The organism is Desulfococcus multivorans (assembly GCF_001854245.1).
GTDB classification, from domain to species: Bacteria; Desulfobacterota; Desulfobacteria; order Desulfobacterales; family Desulfococcaceae; genus Desulfococcus; species Desulfococcus multivorans.
In genome coordinates, this window is record NZ_CP015381.1 from 617,595 (window position 1) to 638,046 (window position 20,452).

Below are 20,452 nucleotides of genomic sequence, written 5' to 3' on the forward strand. Positions count from 1 at the left end.
TTGCTCCGGGCGGCCCGGAAACTCGCTGCGCTCAAACAGTCCGGGCCGCTGATCCTCCGCGGCGCTTAAGCGGCACTAAAACTCACCGCTGAAGGGGCCCGGGCCGTATCCTCCCGGCACCTCTTTCCGGTTACCATCATGAAAGTCGAAAGTTGAATTTTTATGTGATTACGGGCGTACGCCTTCAGTCTTCAGTCTTCAGTCTTCAGTCTTCGGTCTTCAGTCTTCGGTCTTCAGTCTTCGGTCTTCAGCCTTCGGTCTTCAGTCTTCGGTCTTCAGTCTTCGGTCTTCAGTCTTCGGCCTTCGGTTCTGTTTTTTGTTTGCCATATCGTTTTTCGGAGTATATGTTGACGGCTCCGCAAAAATCGCGATATCTGTATGGGAATTATGTAAGGAACGATAACGACACAACTTTCGACGTTCGTGACGGTGAGGGGATAACGGCTGAGAACTGGAGACTGAAGAGGGGATCGGAGCGCCGATCGTCGCGGATGCACCCTGCAGCCTTGCCGCCGCCGGCCCATGAATGCCGAAAGTTGAAATGAAGAGAGGTTGAAGCCAATGAGGCTTGGCATCATCGGGCTCCCCGGGTCGGGGAAGTCGACCGTTTTCGACGCGCTGACCCAGAGTGCCCCGGAAAGCGGCCGTCGGGCGGAGGATCGTATCGGTACCATACGCGTGCCCGACCCCCGGGTGGACATACTCAGTCGCATGTACCAGCCCCGAAAGACCATTTTTGCCCAGGTTGAATATTTTCTGCCGGGAAAGACCGGCCATGACAAGAAAAAGGATCCGAACCTCTGGACTCCCGTCAGGGACTGTGACGCTCTGATCCATGTCGTCCGAAATTTCCGGGCTTACGGCATGGAGGCGCCCACCCCCCATGCGGACCTCGCGACCCTCGACGAGGAGATGGTGCTGGCCGATCTCATGGTGGTGGAAAAGCGTCTGGAACGGATCGAGCTGGATCGGAAGCGGGGCAAACCGTCGGATCCCGAGGAACTCTCTCTGTTGAGTCGATGCCGGGAACGTCTGGAGGCGGAAACGCCCCTTCGCGGCGATCCGGAGTTGGCCCGGGCGCCTCAACTCCGGGGGTTTGCGTTCGTTTCCGCCAAACCCCTGCTGGTGCTGTTCAATAACGAAGACGAGGACGATGCGCTCCCCGAGGGCGGCAAGGACGCCCCGGACGCGGCAGACGCCATGGTCATCCGGGGAAAGCTGGAGCAGGAGCTTGCCCAGATGACCGAGGCCGAGGCACGGGAATTCCTGGAGGAATTCGAGATCACGGCGCCGGCCACGGACCGGGTCGTCACCCGATCCTACGCGCTGCTCGGCCTGATCTCCTTTTTCACCGTCGGAGACGACGAGGTGCGGGCGTGGACGATCCGACGGGAGACGCCGGCGGTGGACGCGGCCGAGGTGATCCATTCGGACATCAAAAAAGGGTTCATCCGGGCCGAGGTTCTGGCCTATGACGACCTCATGGCCGCAGGTTCCTATGCCGAGGCCCGCAAGCAGGGAACGGTCCGACTCGAAGGGAAAACCTATCTCGTTCAGGACGGCGATATCATCCATTTTCGCTTCAACGTCTGATCCCCCGGACCGAACCCATGGCCGTTCAAGGGATTTCCCGGAAAAATCTGCAGTTGGCACGTCAGATCGGGATCGCGTTTTCGAGTCGCCTGCTGATCAATACCTCCCGGCGGTTCATCTATCCCTTCGCGCCGGCGCTGAGCCGGGGGCTTGGCGTGCCCCTCACCGCGTTCACCACCATTATCGCCCTCAACCAGTTCGCCGGTTTTCTGAGTCTGATCTTCGGCCCTCTCGCCGACCGCTGGGGGCACCGGTCCGTGATGCTCCTGGGCCTGGGCGTTCTTGTGACCGGGATGCTGGCCGGCGGCCTGTTTCCGTCCTACTGGCCCGTTTTCGCGGCACTCGTGCTGACCGGGGCGGCCAAAAGCATATTTGATCCCGCCATCCTTGCCTTTGCCGGAACCCGAGTACCTTATGAACGACGGGGGCTTGCGGTGGGCCTTCTCGAAATGAGCTGGGCTGGAAGCTCGCTTCTGGGCATCCCCCTCATGGGCGTTCTGATGGATCATTGGGGCTGGCGCGCGCCGTTTTTCGTTCTCGGCGGCTGCAGCCTGGCGTGCATGGCGCTTCTGGCGCGCTGGATTCCGAAGAGCGGCATCCGGAGGATGACCCACGGCGGTCCGGCCGGATTTGCGGTCGCCCTGAAGCGACTGGCCGGGGAACGGACGGCCCTGGGCGGCATGCTCTTCGTCTTTGGCGTCAGCATGGCCAACGACAACCTTTTCGTGGTTTACGGCGTCTGGCTCGAAAAGAGCTTCGGGTTGAGCCTTCTGGCCATCGGGTTCGCCACCACGGTCATCGGCGCTGCCGAGCTTTTGGGAGAGGGGTTTATCGCGACCCTTTCGGACCGGCTGGGCCTCAAGCGATCCGTCATCCTGGGCGGCATCCTGTCGGGGCTCAGCTACGCGCTCCTGCCGATGATGGATGCCGGACTCCCCCTGGCTTTGACCGGACTGTTCCTGGTTTTTCTGATGGGGGAGTTCACCATCGTGGGCTCCATATCCTTCTTTACCGAAATCCTGCCCGAGGCCCGCGGCACCATGATGGCGGGCTATTTCGTCGCGGCCAGCATGGGGCGGGTCATCGGGGCGCTCATGGGCGGCCCCCTCTGGCTGGCGGGAGGGATCTGGGCCGTGGCCGGTGCATCGGTCCTGACGAGCGCCGCCGGCCTGGCCGGCCTGATCTGGGGCGCCCGACACTTCCGCCGGTAACCCGGACCTTTCAGTGTGGTGAGGCTGAAGGCTGAAGGCTGAAGACTAAAGGCTAAAGGCTAAAGGCGTACGCCTATAATCACATAAAACCCTAAAACCCTAAAACCCTAAAACCCTCATGAAAGCCGGAAGTTGAGCAACGACACCATAGTATGATATAGATTAACGTGAATGGTGATGTGCATGCCCCGGTGTCGGGCGGGAACGGCTCAATTCCCCCTTCAGCCTTCAGCCTTTACCATCTATCGCTTGTGCGGCCGCGGCCGTAAGGAGGTGTCGAATGAACATTAGAAAAGCCGCCTTTGCGGGATCCTGGTACCCTGAAACCCCCGAGGCCTGTGAACGGGAAATTCGAGCTTTCCTGGGAGAGGGAACCGAATCGGATTTGACGGGCAGGGTTTTCGTGGGCGGGATCGTGCCCCATGCCGGCTGGTATTTCTCGGGGAGCATCGCCTGCAGGGTCATTCACGCGCTCAGCCTTTCGTCCCCGCCGGACGTGATCGCCGTATTCGGCATGCACCTTCATCCGGGGTCCCCGCTGTACATGATGCCCGAAGGGGCGTGGGAAACGCCCTTCGGCGCGCTGCCGGTGGCCTCCGACCTGGCCGCCGCCCTTTCGGAACGCTTCTCCTTCACCATCGAAACCCCGACCCGATTCACTCCGGACAATACCATCGAGTTGCAGCTCCCCTTCATTAAATACTTTTTCAGGGATGTCCGGGTGATCGCTGTAGGCGCTCCGCCCGCGGATACCACGCCGGCGGTGGCCGAGACCCTGGTGTCGCTGGCCCGGGAAACCGGCCTCTCCCTCAAGGTCGTCGGTTCCACCGATCTGACCCATTACGGCATGAACTACGGGTTTACGCCGAAAGGCGCCGGCCCGGCGGCCCTGCAATGGGTTACCGGCGAAAACGACCGGCGATTCATCGAGGCGGTTCTGGCAATGGACCCGAAGGGGATTATCCGGGAGGGGGTCGGGCATCACAATGCCTGCTGTTCGGGCGCCGCGGCCTCCGCCGTGGCGGCGGCAAAAGCGCTGGGGGCGCGCCGGGGGGAAGCCTTGGCCTATGCCACCAGCCATGACAAGCATCCCGGGGAGAGCTTTGTAGGGTATGTGGGCGTCGTTTTCGAATGAAACCGCTTCAAACCTTCCATAACCTGTCCCCGGGCAAGCAGGAGCGGATCACCCGCGTTGCCGTGGAGGAGTTCAGCGAAAAAGGGTACGCCGGTGCCAGCATCAACGCCATGGTTCGGCGGTTGGGCATTGCCAAGGGGTCGATATTTCAATATTTCGGTGATAAGAAAGGACTCTTTCTCTTCGCCTTCAATACGGCCATGGAGCGGGTCAAGGATTATCTGAGAACGGTCCGGGACCAGACTGCGTCCGAGGACCTCTTCACCGCCCTGGAGGCGACCCTGACGGCAGGGGTGATCTTCATGGAAAAACATCCGGTGATCTATCGCCTCTACATCAAGGCCATGTTCGAGGACGACATTCCGTTTCGAAGCGAGATCCTTCGCTCCCTCCGGGAATACAGCTTTAAATATTTCCGATCCCTCCTGGAGAGGGCCCGGGCTCGGGGAGAACTTCGCCGGGATATCGATCTGGACAAGGCCGCCTTTGTCCTGGACGCCCTCATGGACCGTTTCCTGATCAGCCGGACCGTGCCCCATCTGGATGCGGGACTCGGGATCCACGGATGCAGCCCGGAGGACGCCCGGCAATGGATCGCCCAGATCACGGACATCGTCCGTCTGGGGATCGGGAGCCGGTGATGTCGGCATCCGCTTATGTGCTGATCGCCGCCGCCGTCGACGGAGAGTTGGCGGGGCTTCGGCGGCGGATGAACGCCTGGGTCGAAGATGAGATCGGTCGTCGCCCCGTGGCCCGGGGACGCCTTCTCGGCGTTCCCGTTCGGCTGATGGTCACCGGGCCGGGCACGGCCAATACGGTGCAGGCCTTGACCGCCGTGCTGGAGCACATACCGCCGCACCTTATCCTGTTGACCGGATGCGCCGGGGCTTTCCGGCAATCGGGCCTCGGGATTGGCGACGTCGGCGTAGCCGATGAGGAGATCGACGCTCATCTGGGCCTCGAACCGATGCGGGCCGGGGATCCGCCGGAAACCCTGCCTTTCCCGGTTATCACCGTGGACGGCGTCCCCGTGAAAGGCCGGTACCCACTCTCCCGGGGGTGGGCCAAAACAGCCGTGGACGCATTGCTGCGGGCAGCAGACGAGGTGTCCGGATCGAGCCCCGCCGGGATCAGGGTGATGCGCGGCCCTTTTCTGACCGTGTCCACGATTACGGCCACGGACCGTGGAGCGGAAGCCCGCTATCGGCACCACGGCGCCTGTATGGAGGCCATGGAGGGGGCCGGTGCGGCCCACGTCGCCTGCCGGTACGGCGTGGATCTTCTGGAGGTTCGGGCCGCGAGCAATCTTGTCGGACGGCGCCGCCGCGATGCCTGGAATCTCGATCTGGCGTTCGAGCGCGCGACATGGGCTGTTCTGACGATCCTGGACCGTTGCGGTCCCTTTATGCTGGAGAAGATGCCATGACCCGAACCCTCTCACTGGGGTATTCGACCTGTCCCAATGATACCTTTCTTTTTCACGCTCTTGCCCACGGCAAAATCGATTGCCGCGGCCTGGCGTTCGAGATTCGTCTCGCGGACGTGGAGCAGCTGAACCGGTACGCCGAGGTCGGCCGGCTGGACGTGACCAAGCTCTCCTTTGCGGCCATCGGCCATCTGCGCGAGCGTTACGCCCTCCTCGAGAGCGGTGCGGCCCTGGGGAGGGGTTGCGGTCCTCTCGTCGTCGCGAAACCGGGCTTTGACCTGTCACGACTGGGCCGGGCCCCCATCGCCGTCCCCGGCATGCGGACCACTGCGGCCATGCTTCTGGGACTCTATCTTTCCGGAACGGCGGCGTGCATCCCCATGAATTTTGACCGGATCATGCCGGCGGTCTCCCGGGGGGAATACGAGGCGGGCGTCATCATCCATGAAGGCCGTTTCACGTTCCAGGATTACGGCCTTGTCCAACTGGTGGATCTGGGGCGGTGGTGGGAGGCGGAGACCGGACTGCCCATTCCCCTGGGCGGCATCGCCGTGCGCCGGGACCTGGGTCCGGACATCGCGCGACGCGTCGAGGCGGCCATCCGGGACAGCGTCGCCTACGCCTTTGACCACCCCGAGGAATCCAGCGCTTATGTTCGTGCCCATGCCCGGGAGATGGCGCCGGATGTGATCCGGCAACACATTGCGCTTTATGTCAACCCGTTCACCCTTGATCTGGGGGAGGACGGGCTTGCCGCTGTCGACGCGCTTTTCCGGCGGGGAGAGGCCGTCGGGTTGCTGCCTGCCATCCCGGGCCGGGCTGAAGACTGAAGGCGCGTGTTTGCACCGGACGGCACCGTTGAATTTTCCCGGACGTTCAATCACGCGCTTTCAGCCTCACGGAAAGTTGAGAATGTTGTTGAAAAAGTTCCGTTATACAGGTATATACAATAAGTTTAGGTAAGGACAGGCGGGCTGCATGCCCGGCCGGCGCGAGGGTTACAAGGCCGATGCGCTCCGCGGCGCGGTCGGTTCTCCAAAGCGACCTGGGCTTATGTTTCACGGAGTCAAGCCGCCGCCTGGATCGTGGAAGTGCTGAATGAGAAGATTGTCCCACCCCGGGATCAGGATTCTTGGCCCGGATTGTGTTCCGGAGCGTGCATCAAACCCTCCGAGGCATATCGACATCCGCATCAACGTCCGGCAAGACGGGCGGACCCGCTCCTAATCCATTCAACCGACAGACGGTTTATTAGATATCATCATGAAAATGGACGCATTGATAGCCCTTGAAGACGGACGGACGTTTCCCTGCGCGTCCTTTACCGGTCCCGGGGAGACCTGGGGCGAGCTGGTATTCAATACGGGGATGACCGGATACCAGGAAATCTTGACCGATCCCTCCTATCGGGGGCAGATCGTGACCATGACCTACCCCCTGATCGGGAATTACGGCGTCAATCCGGAGGATGTGGAATCCGACCGCATCCAGGTGGCCGGATTCATCGTCCGGGAGTACCAGGCCTTTCCGAGCAACTTCCGGGCCACCGACACCTTGGCCGATTACCTGAAATCCCAGGGGATCATGGGCATTGACGATCTCGACACCCGTGCCCTCACCCGGCATATCCGAAACGCCGGCGCCATGCGGGCCGTGATCTCGACCCGGGACCTCGATCCCGCATCCCTGGTCCGCAGGGCGAGGGAGACGCCGAGCCTGGTGGGGCGCGATCTGGTCCGGGAGGTCTCCACCCGGATCCCGTACCGCTGGGTTGCGGGAGAGCGGGTTCCCATCGGGGAGGATACGGCCCTGGATGCGACCTTGTGGCGGGAAAAAGGAACAAAATTCTCCGTGGTCGCCTTTGATTTCGGCATCAAGTACAATATCCTCCGATGCCTTGCCGCAGCAGGCTTCGAGATCGTTGTCGTACCGGCGTCGACCGGTGCGGCGGCCGTCAGGGCCATGGCGCCCGACGGCATCTTTCTCTCCAACGGCCCCGGGGACCCGGAACCGGTGACCTATGCCGTCGAGACGATCCGATCCCTTCTGGGGTATCGTCCCCTGTTCGGCATCTGCCTGGGACAGCAACTCCTGGGGCTTGCCCTGGGCGGGCGCACCTACAAACTCAAGTTCGGTCACCGGGGCGCCAACCAGCCGGTCAAGAACCTGGATACCGGGCGAATCGAGATCACTTCCCAGAACCACGGCTTTTCCGTCGATATGGCAAGCCTGAGCGCAGACGAAATCGAGGTCAGCCACGTAAACCTGAACGACCAGACCCTGGAAGGCTTTCGTCATCGGTCCTACCCGGCGTTTTCGGTGCAGTATCATCCCGAGGCGTCGCCGGGCCCACACGATTCGCGTTATCTGTTTGAAACCTTTTCGAAGATGATGGCCGCGGCATGAGGCCGGCCCATGAATGCCGAAAGTTGAGGACGTCACATTCACGTGAACAGAGGAGTTGAAAAATGAGAACGAACCCGACGGCCCGATGGTGCCTCCTGGGGGCAATGCTGATGATGTGCCTTTTTCTGATATCCTGCAACAAGGTCAATCGCGCCAATTTCGAAAGGATTCAGGAGGGCATGAGCATGGCGGAGGTGGTCGAAATCCTTGGAGAACCCACCGACGCTTCCCAGATCGACCTCAGCTTTGTGGCGGGGGCGGCCGCCAAATGGGAGGATGAAAAGACCGGCCGGAAGATCAGTGTGCAATTCCTGAACGGGAAGGTCAAGTTCAAACAGTTCGAGGATACGGAGCGATAAAGGTGCTCAAAACCTCGACAGCCGTCTCGAAGGGCCGGGCGGAGGGATTGCCGGGCCTGCGCCGATACGGAAGAGAAGGAAGCTGACGCAAGAGATGCCAAAACGAACGGATATCCAGAAAATACTGATCATCGGCGCCGGACCGATCATCATCAGCCAGGCGTGCGAGTTCGACTACTCCGGCACCCAGGCCTGCAAAGCCTTGCGGGAAGAAGGCTACGAGGTCATCCTGGTCAACAGCAATCCGGCGACCATCATGACTGACCCGGAAACGGCACACCGCACCTATATCGAGCCGGTGATCCCCGAGGTTGTCGCCCGAATCATCGAGTATGAACGGCCGGACGCCCTTCTGCCGACATTGGGCGGACAGACCGGGCTCAACACGGCCATCGGCGTGGCCAGGATGGGGGTCCTCGAACGCTATGGCGTGGAGATGATCGGCGCCAGCGTGGACGCCATCAACAAGGCCGAGGACCGGGACCTTTTCCGGAAAGCCATGAACAACATCGGGCTCCGCATCCCCAGAAGCGGCATTGCCAACAGCATGGCCGATGTCCGCGCCATCGTCGAGGAGATCGGATTCCCCATCATCATCCGTCCGGCTTTTACGCTGGGGGGGACCGGCGGCGGGGTGGCCTACAATCCGGAGGAACTGGATTTTTACGCCAAGGCGGGTCTGGATGCCAGCCTCATCAGCCAGGTCATGCTCGAGGAATCGGTCCTGGGCTGGAAGGAATACGAACTGGAGGTCATGCGGGACAAAAACGACAACGTCGTGATCATTTGTTCCATCGAAAATCTGGACCCCATGGGCGTCCACACGGGGGACAGCATCACGGTGGCTCCGATCCAGACCCTGACGGACCGGGAATATCAGATGCTCCGGAACGCCGCTATCGACATCATGCGGGAGATCGGTGTGGATACGGGGGGGTCGAACGTCCAGTTCGCCGTCAATCCCAAAACCGGAGAGATGATCGTGGTCGAGATGAACCCCCGGGTTTCCCGGAGCTCGGCCCTGGCCTCCAAGGCCACCGGCTATCCCATCGCCAAGATAGCGGCCAAGCTGGCCGTGGGCTACACCCTGGACGAACTGCCCAACGACATTACCGGCGGTACCGCGGCTTCCTTCGAGCCCACCCTCGATTACTGCGTGGTGAAGATTCCCCGGTGGACCTTCGAGAAATTTCCCGAGACCCGTGACTATCTCACGACGGCCATGAAGTCGGTGGGTGAGACCATGTCCATCGGGCGAAACTTCAGGGAGGCCTTTCAAAAAGCCGTCCGTTCCCTGGAAATCGGACGACAGGGTCTGGGGGCCGACGGGAAGGATGTCGTGGATCTGGAGGGGCGCTTTCCCACTCGCGAGGCGATCGAAAAAAACCTCGCCACCCCCAACTCCCAGCGGCTCTTCTATCTGCGATACGCTTTTCTGTGCGGCCTGTCCGTCGAGGATATTCAACGGCTGACCGGCATCGACCCCTGGTTCCTCCATCAGATCCGCCAGATCGTGGAACTTGAAGAAACCCTTCGGCCGGCAGAGGACGCTCCGGGCGAATACCGTCTCGATCCGTCGCTGCTTCGCAAGGCCAAGTCGTGGGGCTTCTCGGACATCCAGCTGGCATATCTCACCCGGCGGACGGAAAGAGACATCGAACGCGAGCGGAAAGCGGCGGGTATCCGTCCGGTTTACAAGCTGGTTGACACCTGCGCGGCCGAGTTCAAGGCTGCGACGCCCTATTACTATTCCACCTACGAGACGGAGAACGAAGCCCGGGTTTCCGATCGGAAAAAGGTCGTCATCCTGGGCGGGGGCCCCAACCGAATCGGCCAGGGGATCGAATTCGACTACTGCTGCGTGCACGCCTCCTTTGCCCTTCGGGAGATGGGGGTCGAGAGCATCATGGTCAACAGCAACCCCGAGACCGTCAGCACCGACTACGACACCTCGGACAAGCTCTATTTCGAACCCCTGACCCGTGAGGACGTCCTTCACATCGTCGAGACGGAGAAACCCTTTGGCGTTATCGTCCAGTTCGGCGGACAGACCCCCCTGAACCTGGCCGTGCCGCTGGCCGAGGCCGGTGTGCCCATTCTGGGGACCCAGCCGGCGAGCATCGATCTCGCCGAGGACCGGGAGCTTTTTCAGGCCATGCTGAACCGTCTGGGGTTGAAACAGCCGGCCAACGGCACCGCCGTCAACGTTGCCGAGGCCCGCCGGGTGGCGGCGGAGATCGGTTATCCGGTAATGGTGCGTCCATCGTATGTCCTGGGCGGCAGGGCCATGAAGATCGTCTACACCCCCGAGGAGCTGGAGGACTTTACCCGTCTGGCCATCCTTGCGTCCCCCGGACATCCGATCCTGATCGATAAATTTCTCGAAAATGCGGTGGAGATCGATGTCGATGCATTGTCCGACGGGCGGCGGACCTTCATCGGCGGCATCATGGAGCATATCGAGGCAGCCGGGGTTCATTCCGGAGATTCGGCCTGCGTACTGCCGCCTCAGGGCATTGAAAAGGCGCTGATTGCCGAAATCGCCGAGGCCACCCGGGCCATGGCGGCGGCGCTGAACGTGGTGGGATTGATGAATGTTCAGTACGCCATAAGAGCGGGGAGGCTTTACGTGATCGAGGTCAACCCTCGGGCGTCGAGGACGGTGCCCTTCGTCAGCAAGGCCACGGGCATCCCCCTGGCCAAGATGGCCACCCGGGTGATGATGGGCATGACCCTCGAGGAACTCGAACTGGGCCCTGAATCGGTCCCCGACCATATCTCCGTCAAGGAAGCGGTGCTGCCCTTCGATCGGTTCCCCGACGTGGACACCCTCCTCGGCCCGGAGATGAAATCGACGGGCGAGGTGATGGGCATCGATACCAAATTCGGTTATGCCTACGCCAAGGCCCAGCTTGGGGCCGGTCAGCGGATGCCCACGGAGGGAACGGTCTTTGTCAGCGTTCAGGACCGGGACAAGGCTGCCGTTCTTCCCATATCGGCCCGATTTCACGAGATCGGTTTCGGAATTCTGGCCACCGACGGCACCGCCCGCTTCCTTTCGGCCCACGGGGTCCCCAATACCCGCATCAACAAGGTGTCGGAGGGGCGGCCCCATGTCGTGGATGCCGTCAAGAACGGAGAGATCCAATTCGTCATCAACACGGGCGCCGGAGACAAAACCCGGCAGGACGGATACCAGATCCGCCGGGCGGCCATCAAGTTCGCCATTCCCTACGCCACGACCATTGCCGGCGCCGATGCCATGTGCCAGGGGATTGCGGCCTTGAAGGAGAACCGGATATCCGTCAAGGCGCTTCAGGATCACATGATGGAAACAGCATAACATGACAATTCAACTTTCGACTTTCATGATGGTAACCGGAAAGAGATGCCGGGAGGATACGGCCCGGGCCCCTTCAGCGGCACTTGAACGAAACCGCGTGGGGCGCGGGCCGTATCCTCCCGGCACCGGCCTATGAAAGTCGAAAGTTGAGATGACAATATCAATTATTCCTCCCGAGACAAGGTTTCGGGGAAAGCATTTCGGACAAATATGATAGATGAAAAACCGCGTGAATCATGTGGCCTTTTTGGCATTCATAACCACCCGGAAGCGGCCAAGCTGAGCTATTTCGGGCTTTATGCCCTTCAACACCGGGGGCAGGAGAGTGCCGGCATCGCCGTGGTCATGGACAACACCATCGCCTCCCACAAAGGGATGGGGCTGGTGTCGGACGTCTTCAGAAACACCCATTTCGAGGAACTGAACGGGGTGACGGCCGTGGGACACGTCCGTTATTCCACCACCGGCAGTTCCATCCTCTCCAACGCCCAGCCGTTTGTCGTACACCACCGGAACAAGTCCTACGCGGTGGCCCACAACGGCAACCTGGTCAACGCCCACAGCCTGAAGCGGGAGCTGGAGGAGTCCGGTTCCATCTTCCAGACCACCATGGACAGCGAGGCCTTTCTTCATTTCCTGGTGAGCAACCTCAAATACGGCTTCGAACAGGCCCTGATTTACACGGTTTCCCGATTGAAGGGGGCCTTTTCGTTCATCCTGATGACCAGCCAGGGAGAACTGGTGGGCATCAAGGACCCCAACGGCTTCCGGCCGCTCTGTCTCGGCAAGCTGAACGGGAGCTATGTCCTCGCGTCGGAGTCGTGCGCCCTGGATCTGGTCCAGGCGGAGTTCATCCGGGAGCTCGATCCCGGCGAGATCGTCATCATCCGCGAAAACGGCATCAAGAGTCTGAGGACGCCCACCCCCAGGACCAGCCATTTCTGCATCTTTGAGTTCATCTATTTCGCGAGGCCCGACAGCACCATCTCCGGCTTGAACGTCTATCAGGTGCGAAAGGCCCACGGCCGCCGTCTGGCCAGGGAGGCCCCCGTGAATGCGGACCTGGTCATGCCGTTTCCCGATTCGGGAACCTATGCCGCCCTGGGCTACTCCGAGGAGTCGGGCATTCCCTTCGAGATGGGGATGATCCGCAATCATTACGTGGGGCGGACATTCATCCAGCCAACCCAGAGTATGCGCGATTTCGGCGTTCGGGTGAAGCTCAATCCGGTCAAGGAACTGCTGAAGGGGAAGGACATCATCATCATCGAGGATTCCATCATCCGCGGCACCACGGTTCGGACCCGGGTCCGGGCGCTCCGGGAGATCGGGGTCAAGCGGATCCACATGCGCGTCAGCGGCCCCCCGCACCGGTTCCCTTGTCATTACGGCATCGACTTCTCCACCAAGGGCGAGCTGATCGCCGCCAGCAAGCCGGTTCAGGAACTCAGCGACTTTCTGGGGCTGGACAGCCTTCATTATCTGAGCTTGCGCGGCCTTCTGGAATCCACGGGCATCGATAATCCCGAAGACTATTTCTGCAAGGCCTGCTTTGACGGGTGCTACCCGGTCCATTTCGACGAGGATCTCTCCAAGAGCTGCCTCGAGATTCGATGAAAGGAGCCCCGAGATGAAACGCACCGTCGCCTTTTCCCGGGATGCCGTCAACGTCTTCTTCCATATCCTGACGGCATGCAATCTCAGGTGCCGGCACTGTTACATCAATCCGGAGCAGCACGGACGGAACCGCCTGCCTTCGGAGGTTATCGGCACATGGCTGTCAGCCTTTTCGGAAAAAGCCGAATCGGCGAACGTGATCTTCCTGGGGGGAGAGCCGACGCTCCATCCCGAGCTTCCGACCGTGGTTCGCAAGGCCAGATCCCTGGGATACCAGTCGGTGACTATCGACACCAACGGTTATCTTTTCCATGACATCCTCGACCGGGTGACCCCAAACGAGGTCGATTTCTTCAGCTTCAGCCTGGACGGCGCCACCCGCAAGACGAATGACGGCATCCGGGGGGAGGGCGTGTACGATGTCTGTACGTCGGGGATCCGGAGGGCCAGGCAGCGGGGTTTCAACGTAAGTCTCATCTACACCGTAAGCGCCGCCAACATTCATGAACTGGAACGGATGGCACCGCTGCTGGAAGATCTGGGCATCGACCGCTTCTTTATCCAGGTGATCGGCATCCGGGGAAAATCCGCAGCAAGCCCGGACGGTGTCCTTCAAGTGTCGCGGGAGACATGGCTCAGTGTGGTGCCGGCGGTTGCGGAGCGTGTGGCCGAACGGGGCATCACCGTTACCTATCCCAAGGTCTTTCTGGCGCCGGACGATCCCTTTGAATGTGCCGGGCTCTGCGCGGAAAATTATTTCATTTTCCCCAACGGCAGGGTCTACCGGTGTCCCATATGCGAGGACTTCCCCTACCACTCCCTGGTGTTCGAAAACGACCGGCTGACGCCGATGCCCCGGTTGAACGAGGCTGATTTTTTTCAACTGAGAATCCCCGAAGGGTGTGTGATGAACCGGCTGGTTCAACCGGACAATCTTGCTTATGACGCGGACGGCAGACCCCTCTATCAGGTGGCCTGCTGTATGCTCAAGGAGGAAATTCGGAAGGGATGATGCGAAAACGTCGATACGACGTTTTCGCAGGATGGCGCTTCAATGGATGATAGGGGGCAACATCATGGGGCCTCGGTTTTCGCATCGGCCGAAGTCGCTTCGGGACCCGTGGTACAGGTCGGGACCCAAACCCGTTGCAGGTTTTCACAGCCGGTCTTGTAAATTTTGCCACAGTCCATGACGGCGTCGCCGATTTTTTCGGCGGCCCAGGCGGTCTGATCCCAGAACTGCGTCGCCAGCTTTTCGGCGCGATTCTGGAAGATCTCCACGGCGTTCAGGGTCGTTTTGAAAGCGGTCTCTTGAATTTCCGACCATTCTTTAAACAGACGGGTCGGATCTGTCGGGTGAATCATTTTTCTCTTCTTCCTCTTCTTCTCTTTTGGTATCGGCTTTGGGATTGGATGCCGATTTTTCCGTGCTGAAGCATCGACTGAAATCAGTCATCATTTTTTGAAACAGCTCTCCCTGGTTTCTGACGATATCCTGCAGCGGGGCAATGGGGGGCGATTCCTCCTCCTCCTCCTTTTGATCCTCCAGAAGCATCCGCAGATGCCGGATGGTCTCCTCCTGGTCGCTACATTTCGCTTTGAGCTTTTCGTACTTTTCAACCAGCGCCAGATGTTCTTTTCTGGAGACGACCCCGGAAAAGGCGAGATAGTCCTGAAAGGAATTTTGAAAATTCTTCAAGGCGTCGGCCCACACCTTTTGCGCGTCTTCGCTTTTTTCGGGAATCTTGTCAAGGCCGTAGAGTTTCCGGAAAACGGCGATCATTTCTTCAAAGCCGGACCCCGGAGAGGTCGACCCGGGGGAGGCGGTGATCCCGGGAAAGCCCAGCTTCAGCCATCGCATCAGCTCATCGGTCTGCTTTTTGCTTCTGGCCGCGTTCAGCAGCAGATTGCCCCAGAATTCCAGAAATTTTTCATCCATGATCGTTCCTCGATTCGCTCCGGCGTCCGCCGTCTCGGGTTATGCCAAATCCGATAGCTCCAGGTCGAGGTGAAACCGAACGGGGCCGCGATAATTCTTCTCTCCAAAGCGGGTATGGAGCGCGCAGGCCGACTTGGGATCCGACCACGAGGTCGCGATGGCCACATGGCCCTTGGGAAATGCGGATACCTCCGCATCGATATAATCGAGGGGGGCAAGCGCCGTCTCCTTTTCCACGAGATCGTCCCGTTCGCCGTAGCAGATCAGCCATTTGATCTTTTTTTCCCGAATGTAACCGAAGTTGAGGGGGCGGCCGAAAAGCTTGACGGGGAGGGTACCGTCGGCAGTTATCGGCGTGTTGTAGGACGCGAAGCTCATGGCGGTGACCGCAAGGGGCAAGTCGCTTCGTTCGTTCTGGAGCCAGTAATTCAGGGCTGCGGCGGTCTTGCTCACCCTGACCGGCCGTCCGTTCCGGGGGCTCAGCATCATCAAATCCCTCAGAAAGGCGACTACCGGGGCTTCGGATTCAATGCTCTTCAGCTTGTAAACCCATCCCATCAGATTCCCGTCGGCAACCTTGTTCCCGTTGGGAAGCGTTTTGGTGCCGTAAGCCAGATCGTTGAAGCGGGTCGGCAGCTCGGCCAGGAAGTTTTTGAGCCCGTGACTTCGGGTGCCGTCCATGGGGGAGACGCAAGTGATCAGCGCATCCACCAGTCCTTCAAGCCGGCCCGACAGGATGTCGCACACCCCCGAAAAACCGCCCTGGCAGTAGCCGTTCAGGGTGACCGGCTTGCCGTGGCGCGCCATGATTCTCTCGCAAAAGCGGCGCGTATCCTCGGCATCGTCCTCCCCGGTCATGACCTGGAGGGCCGGGGTCGTCTGAATGTCTTTCATGATGCGGATATAGGTGGGGATTCCCTGATTGGCGAAACAGTGGGTGTAGCTTTTGTTTTCCCCGGGCAGGAAGGCGAGAATGTTCGCCCCCAGCACGAAGGGCGGGAGAATGAGTACGGGCTTGCCGTCTTCGCGCATTGACACCGACGGATCGGTGGGCAGGATCTGGTAAAGCATAAAGCGGTCGGTTTCCGCGATGAGGGGATGGGTCCCCCTCTCGAAATGGAAACCGTATTCAGAAGCAATGTTTCGGATCGCTTCAGGGTAGATCTCGGTAACCGCGCGAAGCATTCGCGCATGACGCTCGGTGTATTTCTCCATAGGGTTCCCGTCGAGACCGAAAATGGTGTTGACCAATGCGGTGACGGCTTCCGGCATTTCCTGTTTGAGATACGCGTTCATCATCTCCATTCCCGCGGAAAGGCCCTTGTTGGAGATGTCCAGGTTGAAGGACAGGAGGTCCATGTAGGCCTGAAACGCCTCGAAAGGCGAGGACATGAGGAGCTTCTCCTGCTCCACCTGCCTGAAATAGTGGGTCGAGATCAGGAAGGGAATCATGAACTCGTTGAGATACCTGGCATAGCCGGTAAAGTAGTTCTGCATTGCGGTCAAGTGGTTGGCGGCGGCATTGACGTGGGACATCATTTTGTCGACGACATCGGCGTCAATGCAGGTGTCTGACATGCGCTTCTCCATGGCCATCTTACCGGTTCTCCTATGGTCGTACCCCGCATGACGCCGTTTTCGCGGCGTCATGCGCCTTACGTCTATTCCGTGTCGGAAAAATACGCTTCGACCTTCTTGAAATTTTCGTCAACGGCCTCTTTGAACTTCGTGCGGCCATCCTTGTAGGCGTCGATCCATTTCTTGACGGCGGCTTTGCCTTCATCCGGGAGAAAGGCAGCTTGATCCAGGAAGGCGGTCATCATTTTTTCGCCCTGTTCCTGGAGGGTCGTCATGGCGCTGAAAGAGTTGTCAAAGGTCGTTTTCTGGAAATCGATCATCTGTTTGAACACTTTTTTTTGATCCATCATGTCATTCTTTCCTTATCGTATCGGGGTGGTTGGAGAAAAGGGTTATTTTATATTGTACAGGGCTTCCAGTTTCACGAATCCCTCATCGAAGGCCTTTTTGAATTGATCCCGGGCGGTTTTGCCCATCGTCACCGAGTCGTCGATCATTTTTCTGCCGTCTTCGGACAGAAACGGTATCTGTCTGAGAAACATGTCGTTCATTTTTTCCGTTTGGTTCTGGATTCGACAGACCGCCTCATACGTATTGTCGAACAGGCTTTTTTGAAACGTCAGCATCTGCTTGACCGGGATCAAGGTGTCCATTTTTTCTCCTCCTTCTTGAGGTTGCAGGAATGATTGAAACGCCGCATACAGTTTTGATAATAGCGCGTCGGTTGTTTTTGTCAAGTGGAAATATTGCAGTGCACAAATCCGTAAGGACGCGATTCCTTCCTGGAAAAGAACAAAAATATATTGACTTTATTGGAGGTTACTGAGTAAAATAAATAAAGTCAATAGAAAAACATATTGCAATGAAGCATTGATGGAGAAGATATTATGAGCGAAGCGGAAAAAATTGTCCTGAAGAAATATCCCAATCGCAGGCTTTATGACACCCGGAACAGCACCTACGTCACCCTGGATGATGTTACGGGGTTGATTCGGAGCGGTCACCAGGTGGAGGTCATCGACCTCAAGACCGATCAGGACGTAACGGCATTCATCCTGACCCAGATCCTGATGGAGCAGACGAAAAAAAACAACAAGCTGTTGCCGGAATCCCTTCTCCATTTGATTATTCGGTCCGGAGAAAACATTCTCAGCGATTACTTCGAAAAATACCTGGAGCAGAGTATCCAGAATTATCTGTCCTATAAAAAGAATATGGAGGAACAGTTCCGGCGGTGTCTCGAGCTGGGTATCGACCTTTCAGGTATCGCCGAGAAGACACTGAAGCAGATGACGCCTTTTCCCCAAACTCCTGAATCCCCCGAAACGGCCGCGCCGTCGGAAAACGGGAAAGGATGATCCTCTTGTATCGGGACTGATCGTGTCGTATTTTTATGTATCCTTCGATTTTCGCGAGGTTGAGCGGGGAGAGGCTGAAGGGGGATTTCGCGGGCATGCCCCGATCCTGCCGGGGGACAGCAGCCTGCCTCCCGTGGCCGCCCCCCTTCAGCCTGCAGCCTGATAACCCCAACAGAACACTGGAGAGCATGCATGGATGGACGCAGCAAGGATTCGACAAACAGCGAGCCCCTCGCGGGGGAGTGGATGAAGCAGTTTACAGCCTTCTGGGAGACCATGACCCAGGCCGGCGCCGGGACGTTTATGCCAAACGGCATGCCCGGAAAGGCCCAACAGGAAAAGCTCCGAAAACATTGGGAGACCGGGGGGAAAATATTTCAGGCAATGACGGCGTTTCTGAATAAACCCGAAACCCTGGAGGGCATGTTGAAAGGGCTCGACGCAGCCCCCGATCTGTTGTCCCAATTGGTCCGCCAGTCCTGGGAAGGGTATTTCGACTTGCAGCGGCAGTGGCTCGAACGGGCCGCGAAGATGGGCAGCGAGACCCGGGCCTACAGCTTCGAAGACATCGATCAGGACACCTTCAAATTCGTTCGGGAGCTGTATGAAAAGGAATTTCGGAAATTTCTACAGATCCCTCAACTCGGTTTGACCCGTTTCCACCAGGAAAGATTCAACGAGATGATCGATTGTCACAATCTGTTTCAGACGGCGATCGCCGAGTTCATCTACATTTTTTATGTTCCCATCGAAAAAACGACGGCTGTCATGCAGGAGAAACTGGAGGCCATGGCCGAAGCGGGAGAACTCCATGACGATTTCAGGACCTACTACAACATGTGGATCAAAACCCTCGAGGGGCACTACATGACCTTACTTAAATCCCCTGAATATACCCAGGTCATGGACAACACCATCGCCGCGCTCGTCAAGTACAAGACGGCCCGGGAAGATTTTGTCTGCGACATGCTCCACAATCTGCCCATTCCCACCCACCGGGATATGGATGCCCTCTACAAGGATTTTTATGTGCTGAAGAAAAAGGTCAGAGAACTTTCCAGAAAGTTGGACAACCGCCTGTCTGAAGAGCCGGCCTTGGAAAGCGAATAACGTTTGTCGAAAGGAGGATCTTTATGAGCCAGCCGAAAATCGCCGTCGATTTGATCCTGAAGAAGCTGACGGAGAGCACCGAACAGGTCAAGACCCGGGCTCAGAAGGCCTCCGAGGTGCTTCTGGGACCTCTTGAAACCGATCTGGCCGTCACCCCCTACGAGGTGGTGTACGAGGAGGACCGGGTGAAGCTGAAGCATTACACGCCCGAGAAGGTCACCCACAAGATCCCCCTTCTGGTGGTGTACGCCCTTATCAATCGGGAGACGATGCTGGACCTCCAGCCGGGCCGGAGCGTGGTCCGGACCTTCCTCGACAAGGGGATCGAGGTCTACATGATCGACTGGGGCTACCCCACCCGCAAGGATCGCTACCTCACCATCGACGACCACGTGAACGGCTACATGGACGCCGTGGTCGACGTGATCCGCCAACGGCACGACCTTCCCCGAATCAACCTCATGGGCATCTGCATGGGCGGCGCCTTTTCCGTGATGTACTCGGCCCTCCACCCGGAAAAGATCAGGAACCTCGTCACCACCGTCACCCCCACCCATTTCGACATCGACACCGGGCTCCTCCACATCTGGATGCGGCGCACCCGGGCCCTCGAGATGGGCGACCTCTACGGCAACATGCCGGGCGATCTCATGAACCTGGGGTTTCTGCTGCTCAATCCCGCCCGTCTCATCCTCGACAAGTACGTCGGCTTTCTGGAGAACATGGACAAGCGGGACTTTGTCGAAAACTTCGTCCGCATGGAGAAATGGATCTTCGACAGCCCCGACGTCCCCGCGGCCACCTTCCGGCAGTTCATCGAGGACTGCTATCAAAAGAATCTCCTGATCCAGAGCCGGATGGAACTGGGCGGGCGCCGGGTGGATCTCAAACGGATCACCATGCCGCTTCTCAACATCTACGGGAAGTTCGATCACCTGGTGCCGCCGGAGGCTTGCGAGCGCCTGACCCGCGCGGTGGGGAGCGAGGACACCGAGGACCTGTGCCTCAACACGGGCCACATCGGCATCTATGTCAGCGCCAGGTATCAGGCCGAGTTCGCCCCCAAGATCGCGGCATGGCTCAAGGCCCGGGAAGGCGACGGGAAAAAGGCCGTACGGCGGAAACCCGCCGAGGCTTCGCCCAGAGAGAAACGGAAAACGGCGTCAACGGGCAGGAAGGCCTCCATAACGGCCGCGTCCAGCCGACCTGCCGCACGAAAAACCCGGGAAAGGGCCGCTTCGGACAAGAAAAACACCTCGGGCCCGGCGAAGGCGGCGGTGTCCGATGAAATACGCATACCTCACGGAGATACATCGCCCAAGGCAACCGTGATCGCGCGCGTCCGAAAAAAAGAAGCCTGAAGGAAACCCCTTCGGC

At 59.0% G+C, this 20,452-nt stretch carries 19 protein-coding genes; 14 read left to right on the top strand and 5 right to left on the bottom strand.

Translation table 11 applies throughout. From position 1 onward, the window contains the following. Positions 1–561: 561 nt before the first annotated feature. The 11 genes from dmul_RS02560 (at position 562) to dmul_RS02610 (ending at position 14,102) form a co-directional block, all read left to right on the top strand. Positions 562–1,593: a DUF933 domain-containing protein gene (locus dmul_RS02560; RefSeq protein ID WP_020878173.1), complete on the top strand. Its 1,032-nt coding sequence runs from the start codon at positions 562–564 to the stop codon at positions 1,591–1,593. Between the two features lie 17 nt (positions 1,594–1,610). Further along, positions 1,611–2,804, top strand: coding sequence for an MFS transporter (locus dmul_RS02565; protein WP_020878174.1), 1,194 nt, complete (start codon positions 1,611–1,613; stop codon positions 2,802–2,804). Between the two features lie 280 nt (positions 2,805–3,084). Beyond that, complete coding sequence (gene amrB / locus dmul_RS02570) at positions 3,085–3,939, top strand: AmmeMemoRadiSam system protein B (RefSeq protein ID WP_020878175.1); 855 nt, start codon at positions 3,085–3,087, stop codon at positions 3,937–3,939. After that, the gene (locus dmul_RS02575; protein WP_020878176.1) at positions 3,936–4,580 is read left to right on the top strand and encodes a TetR/AcrR family transcriptional regulator; all 645 of its coding nucleotides are present in this window, start codon (positions 3,936–3,938) and stop codon (positions 4,578–4,580) included. Before amrB ends, dmul_RS02575 begins: the two co-directional genes overlap by 4 nt. After that, on the top strand, positions 4,580–5,365 hold the full coding sequence (mqnB, locus tag dmul_RS02580) for a futalosine hydrolase (protein ID WP_020878177.1): 786 nt from the start codon (positions 4,580–4,582) through the stop codon (positions 5,363–5,365). The genes dmul_RS02575 and mqnB overlap by 1 nt, the downstream gene beginning before the upstream one ends. Continuing rightward, positions 5,362–6,195, top strand: coding sequence for a 1,4-dihydroxy-6-naphthoate synthase (locus dmul_RS02585; RefSeq protein WP_020878178.1), 834 nt, complete (start codon positions 5,362–5,364; stop codon positions 6,193–6,195). The genes mqnB and dmul_RS02585 overlap by 4 nt, the downstream gene beginning before the upstream one ends. A 439-nt stretch (positions 6,196–6,634) precedes the next feature. Then, on the top strand, positions 6,635–7,771 hold the full coding sequence (gene carA, locus dmul_RS02590; protein ID WP_040416340.1) for a glutamine-hydrolyzing carbamoyl-phosphate synthase small subunit: 1,137 nt from the start codon (positions 6,635–6,637) through the stop codon (positions 7,769–7,771). Positions 7,772–7,833: 62 nt separating this feature from the next. Further along, positions 7,834–8,130 (top strand): DUF3862 domain-containing protein, encoded by a 297-nt coding sequence (locus tag dmul_RS02595; protein ID WP_020878180.1) that lies wholly within the window; start codon positions 7,834–7,836, stop codon positions 8,128–8,130. A 94-nt stretch (positions 8,131–8,224) separates the two neighbouring features. Continuing rightward, positions 8,225–11,473: a carbamoyl-phosphate synthase large subunit gene (gene carB / locus dmul_RS02600; RefSeq protein WP_020878181.1), complete on the top strand. Its 3,249-nt coding sequence runs from the start codon at positions 8,225–8,227 to the stop codon at positions 11,471–11,473. Between the two features lie 210 nt (positions 11,474–11,683). Beyond that, positions 11,684–13,090 carry an amidophosphoribosyltransferase gene (gene purF, locus dmul_RS02605; protein ID WP_020875260.1) on the top strand — a complete coding sequence of 469 codons (1,407 nt, stop codon included), beginning with the start codon at positions 11,684–11,686 and terminating at the stop codon, positions 13,088–13,090. 13 nt (positions 13,091–13,103) lie between these two features. Then, positions 13,104–14,102, top strand: a complete 999-nt coding sequence (locus dmul_RS02610) for a radical SAM protein (protein WP_020875261.1) — start codon at positions 13,104–13,106, stop codon at positions 14,100–14,102. Between the two features lie 62 nt (positions 14,103–14,164). On the opposite strand, the gene dmul_RS02615 is transcribed toward dmul_RS02610, so the two are convergent. The 5 genes from dmul_RS02615 to dmul_RS02635 all read right to left on the bottom strand — a co-directional run bounded on the left by dmul_RS02615 (position 14,165) and on the right by dmul_RS02635 (position 17,260). Continuing rightward, positions 14,165–14,455 (bottom strand): hypothetical protein, encoded by a 291-nt coding sequence (locus dmul_RS02615; RefSeq protein ID WP_020875262.1) that lies wholly within the window; start codon positions 14,453–14,455, stop codon positions 14,165–14,167. After that, entirely contained in the window at positions 14,421–15,029 is a 609-nt protein-coding gene (locus dmul_RS02620; RefSeq protein ID WP_020875263.1) for a hypothetical protein, read from the bottom strand. The genes dmul_RS02615 and dmul_RS02620 overlap by 35 nt, the downstream gene beginning before the upstream one ends. Positions 15,030–15,068: 39 nt before the next feature. Next, positions 15,069–16,625 carry a hypothetical protein gene (locus dmul_RS02625; protein WP_020875264.1) on the bottom strand — a complete coding sequence of 519 codons (1,557 nt, stop codon included), beginning with the start codon at positions 16,623–16,625 and terminating at the stop codon, positions 15,069–15,071. A gap of 65 nt (positions 16,626–16,690) precedes the next feature. After that, positions 16,691–16,957: a hypothetical protein gene (locus dmul_RS02630; protein ID WP_020875265.1), complete on the bottom strand. Its 267-nt coding sequence runs from the start codon at positions 16,955–16,957 to the stop codon at positions 16,691–16,693. 42 nt (positions 16,958–16,999) lie between these two features. Then, positions 17,000–17,260, bottom strand: coding sequence for a hypothetical protein (locus dmul_RS02635; RefSeq protein WP_020875266.1), 261 nt, complete (start codon positions 17,258–17,260; stop codon positions 17,000–17,002). Between the two features lie 234 nt (positions 17,261–17,494). Here dmul_RS02635 and dmul_RS02640 point away from each other — a divergent pair, with 234 nt between their 5' ends. From dmul_RS02640 to phaC, 3 genes are all read left to right on the top strand, one after another. Then, a complete protein-coding gene (locus dmul_RS02640) occupies positions 17,495–17,965 on the top strand; it encodes a polyhydroxyalkanoate synthesis regulator DNA-binding domain-containing protein (protein ID WP_020875267.1) in 471 nt (156 codons plus the stop codon). Positions 17,966–18,127: 162 nt separating this feature from the next. Beyond that, positions 18,128–19,075 (top strand): poly(R)-hydroxyalkanoic acid synthase subunit PhaE, encoded by a 948-nt coding sequence (locus dmul_RS02645; RefSeq protein ID WP_257785913.1) that lies wholly within the window; start codon positions 18,128–18,130, stop codon positions 19,073–19,075. A gap of 23 nt (positions 19,076–19,098) precedes the next feature. Further along, positions 19,099–20,436 carry a class III poly(R)-hydroxyalkanoic acid synthase subunit PhaC gene (gene phaC, locus dmul_RS02650; protein WP_078081179.1) on the top strand — a complete coding sequence of 446 codons (1,338 nt, stop codon included), beginning with the start codon at positions 19,099–19,101 and terminating at the stop codon, positions 20,434–20,436. The last annotated feature ends 16 nt before the right edge of the window (positions 20,437–20,452 follow it).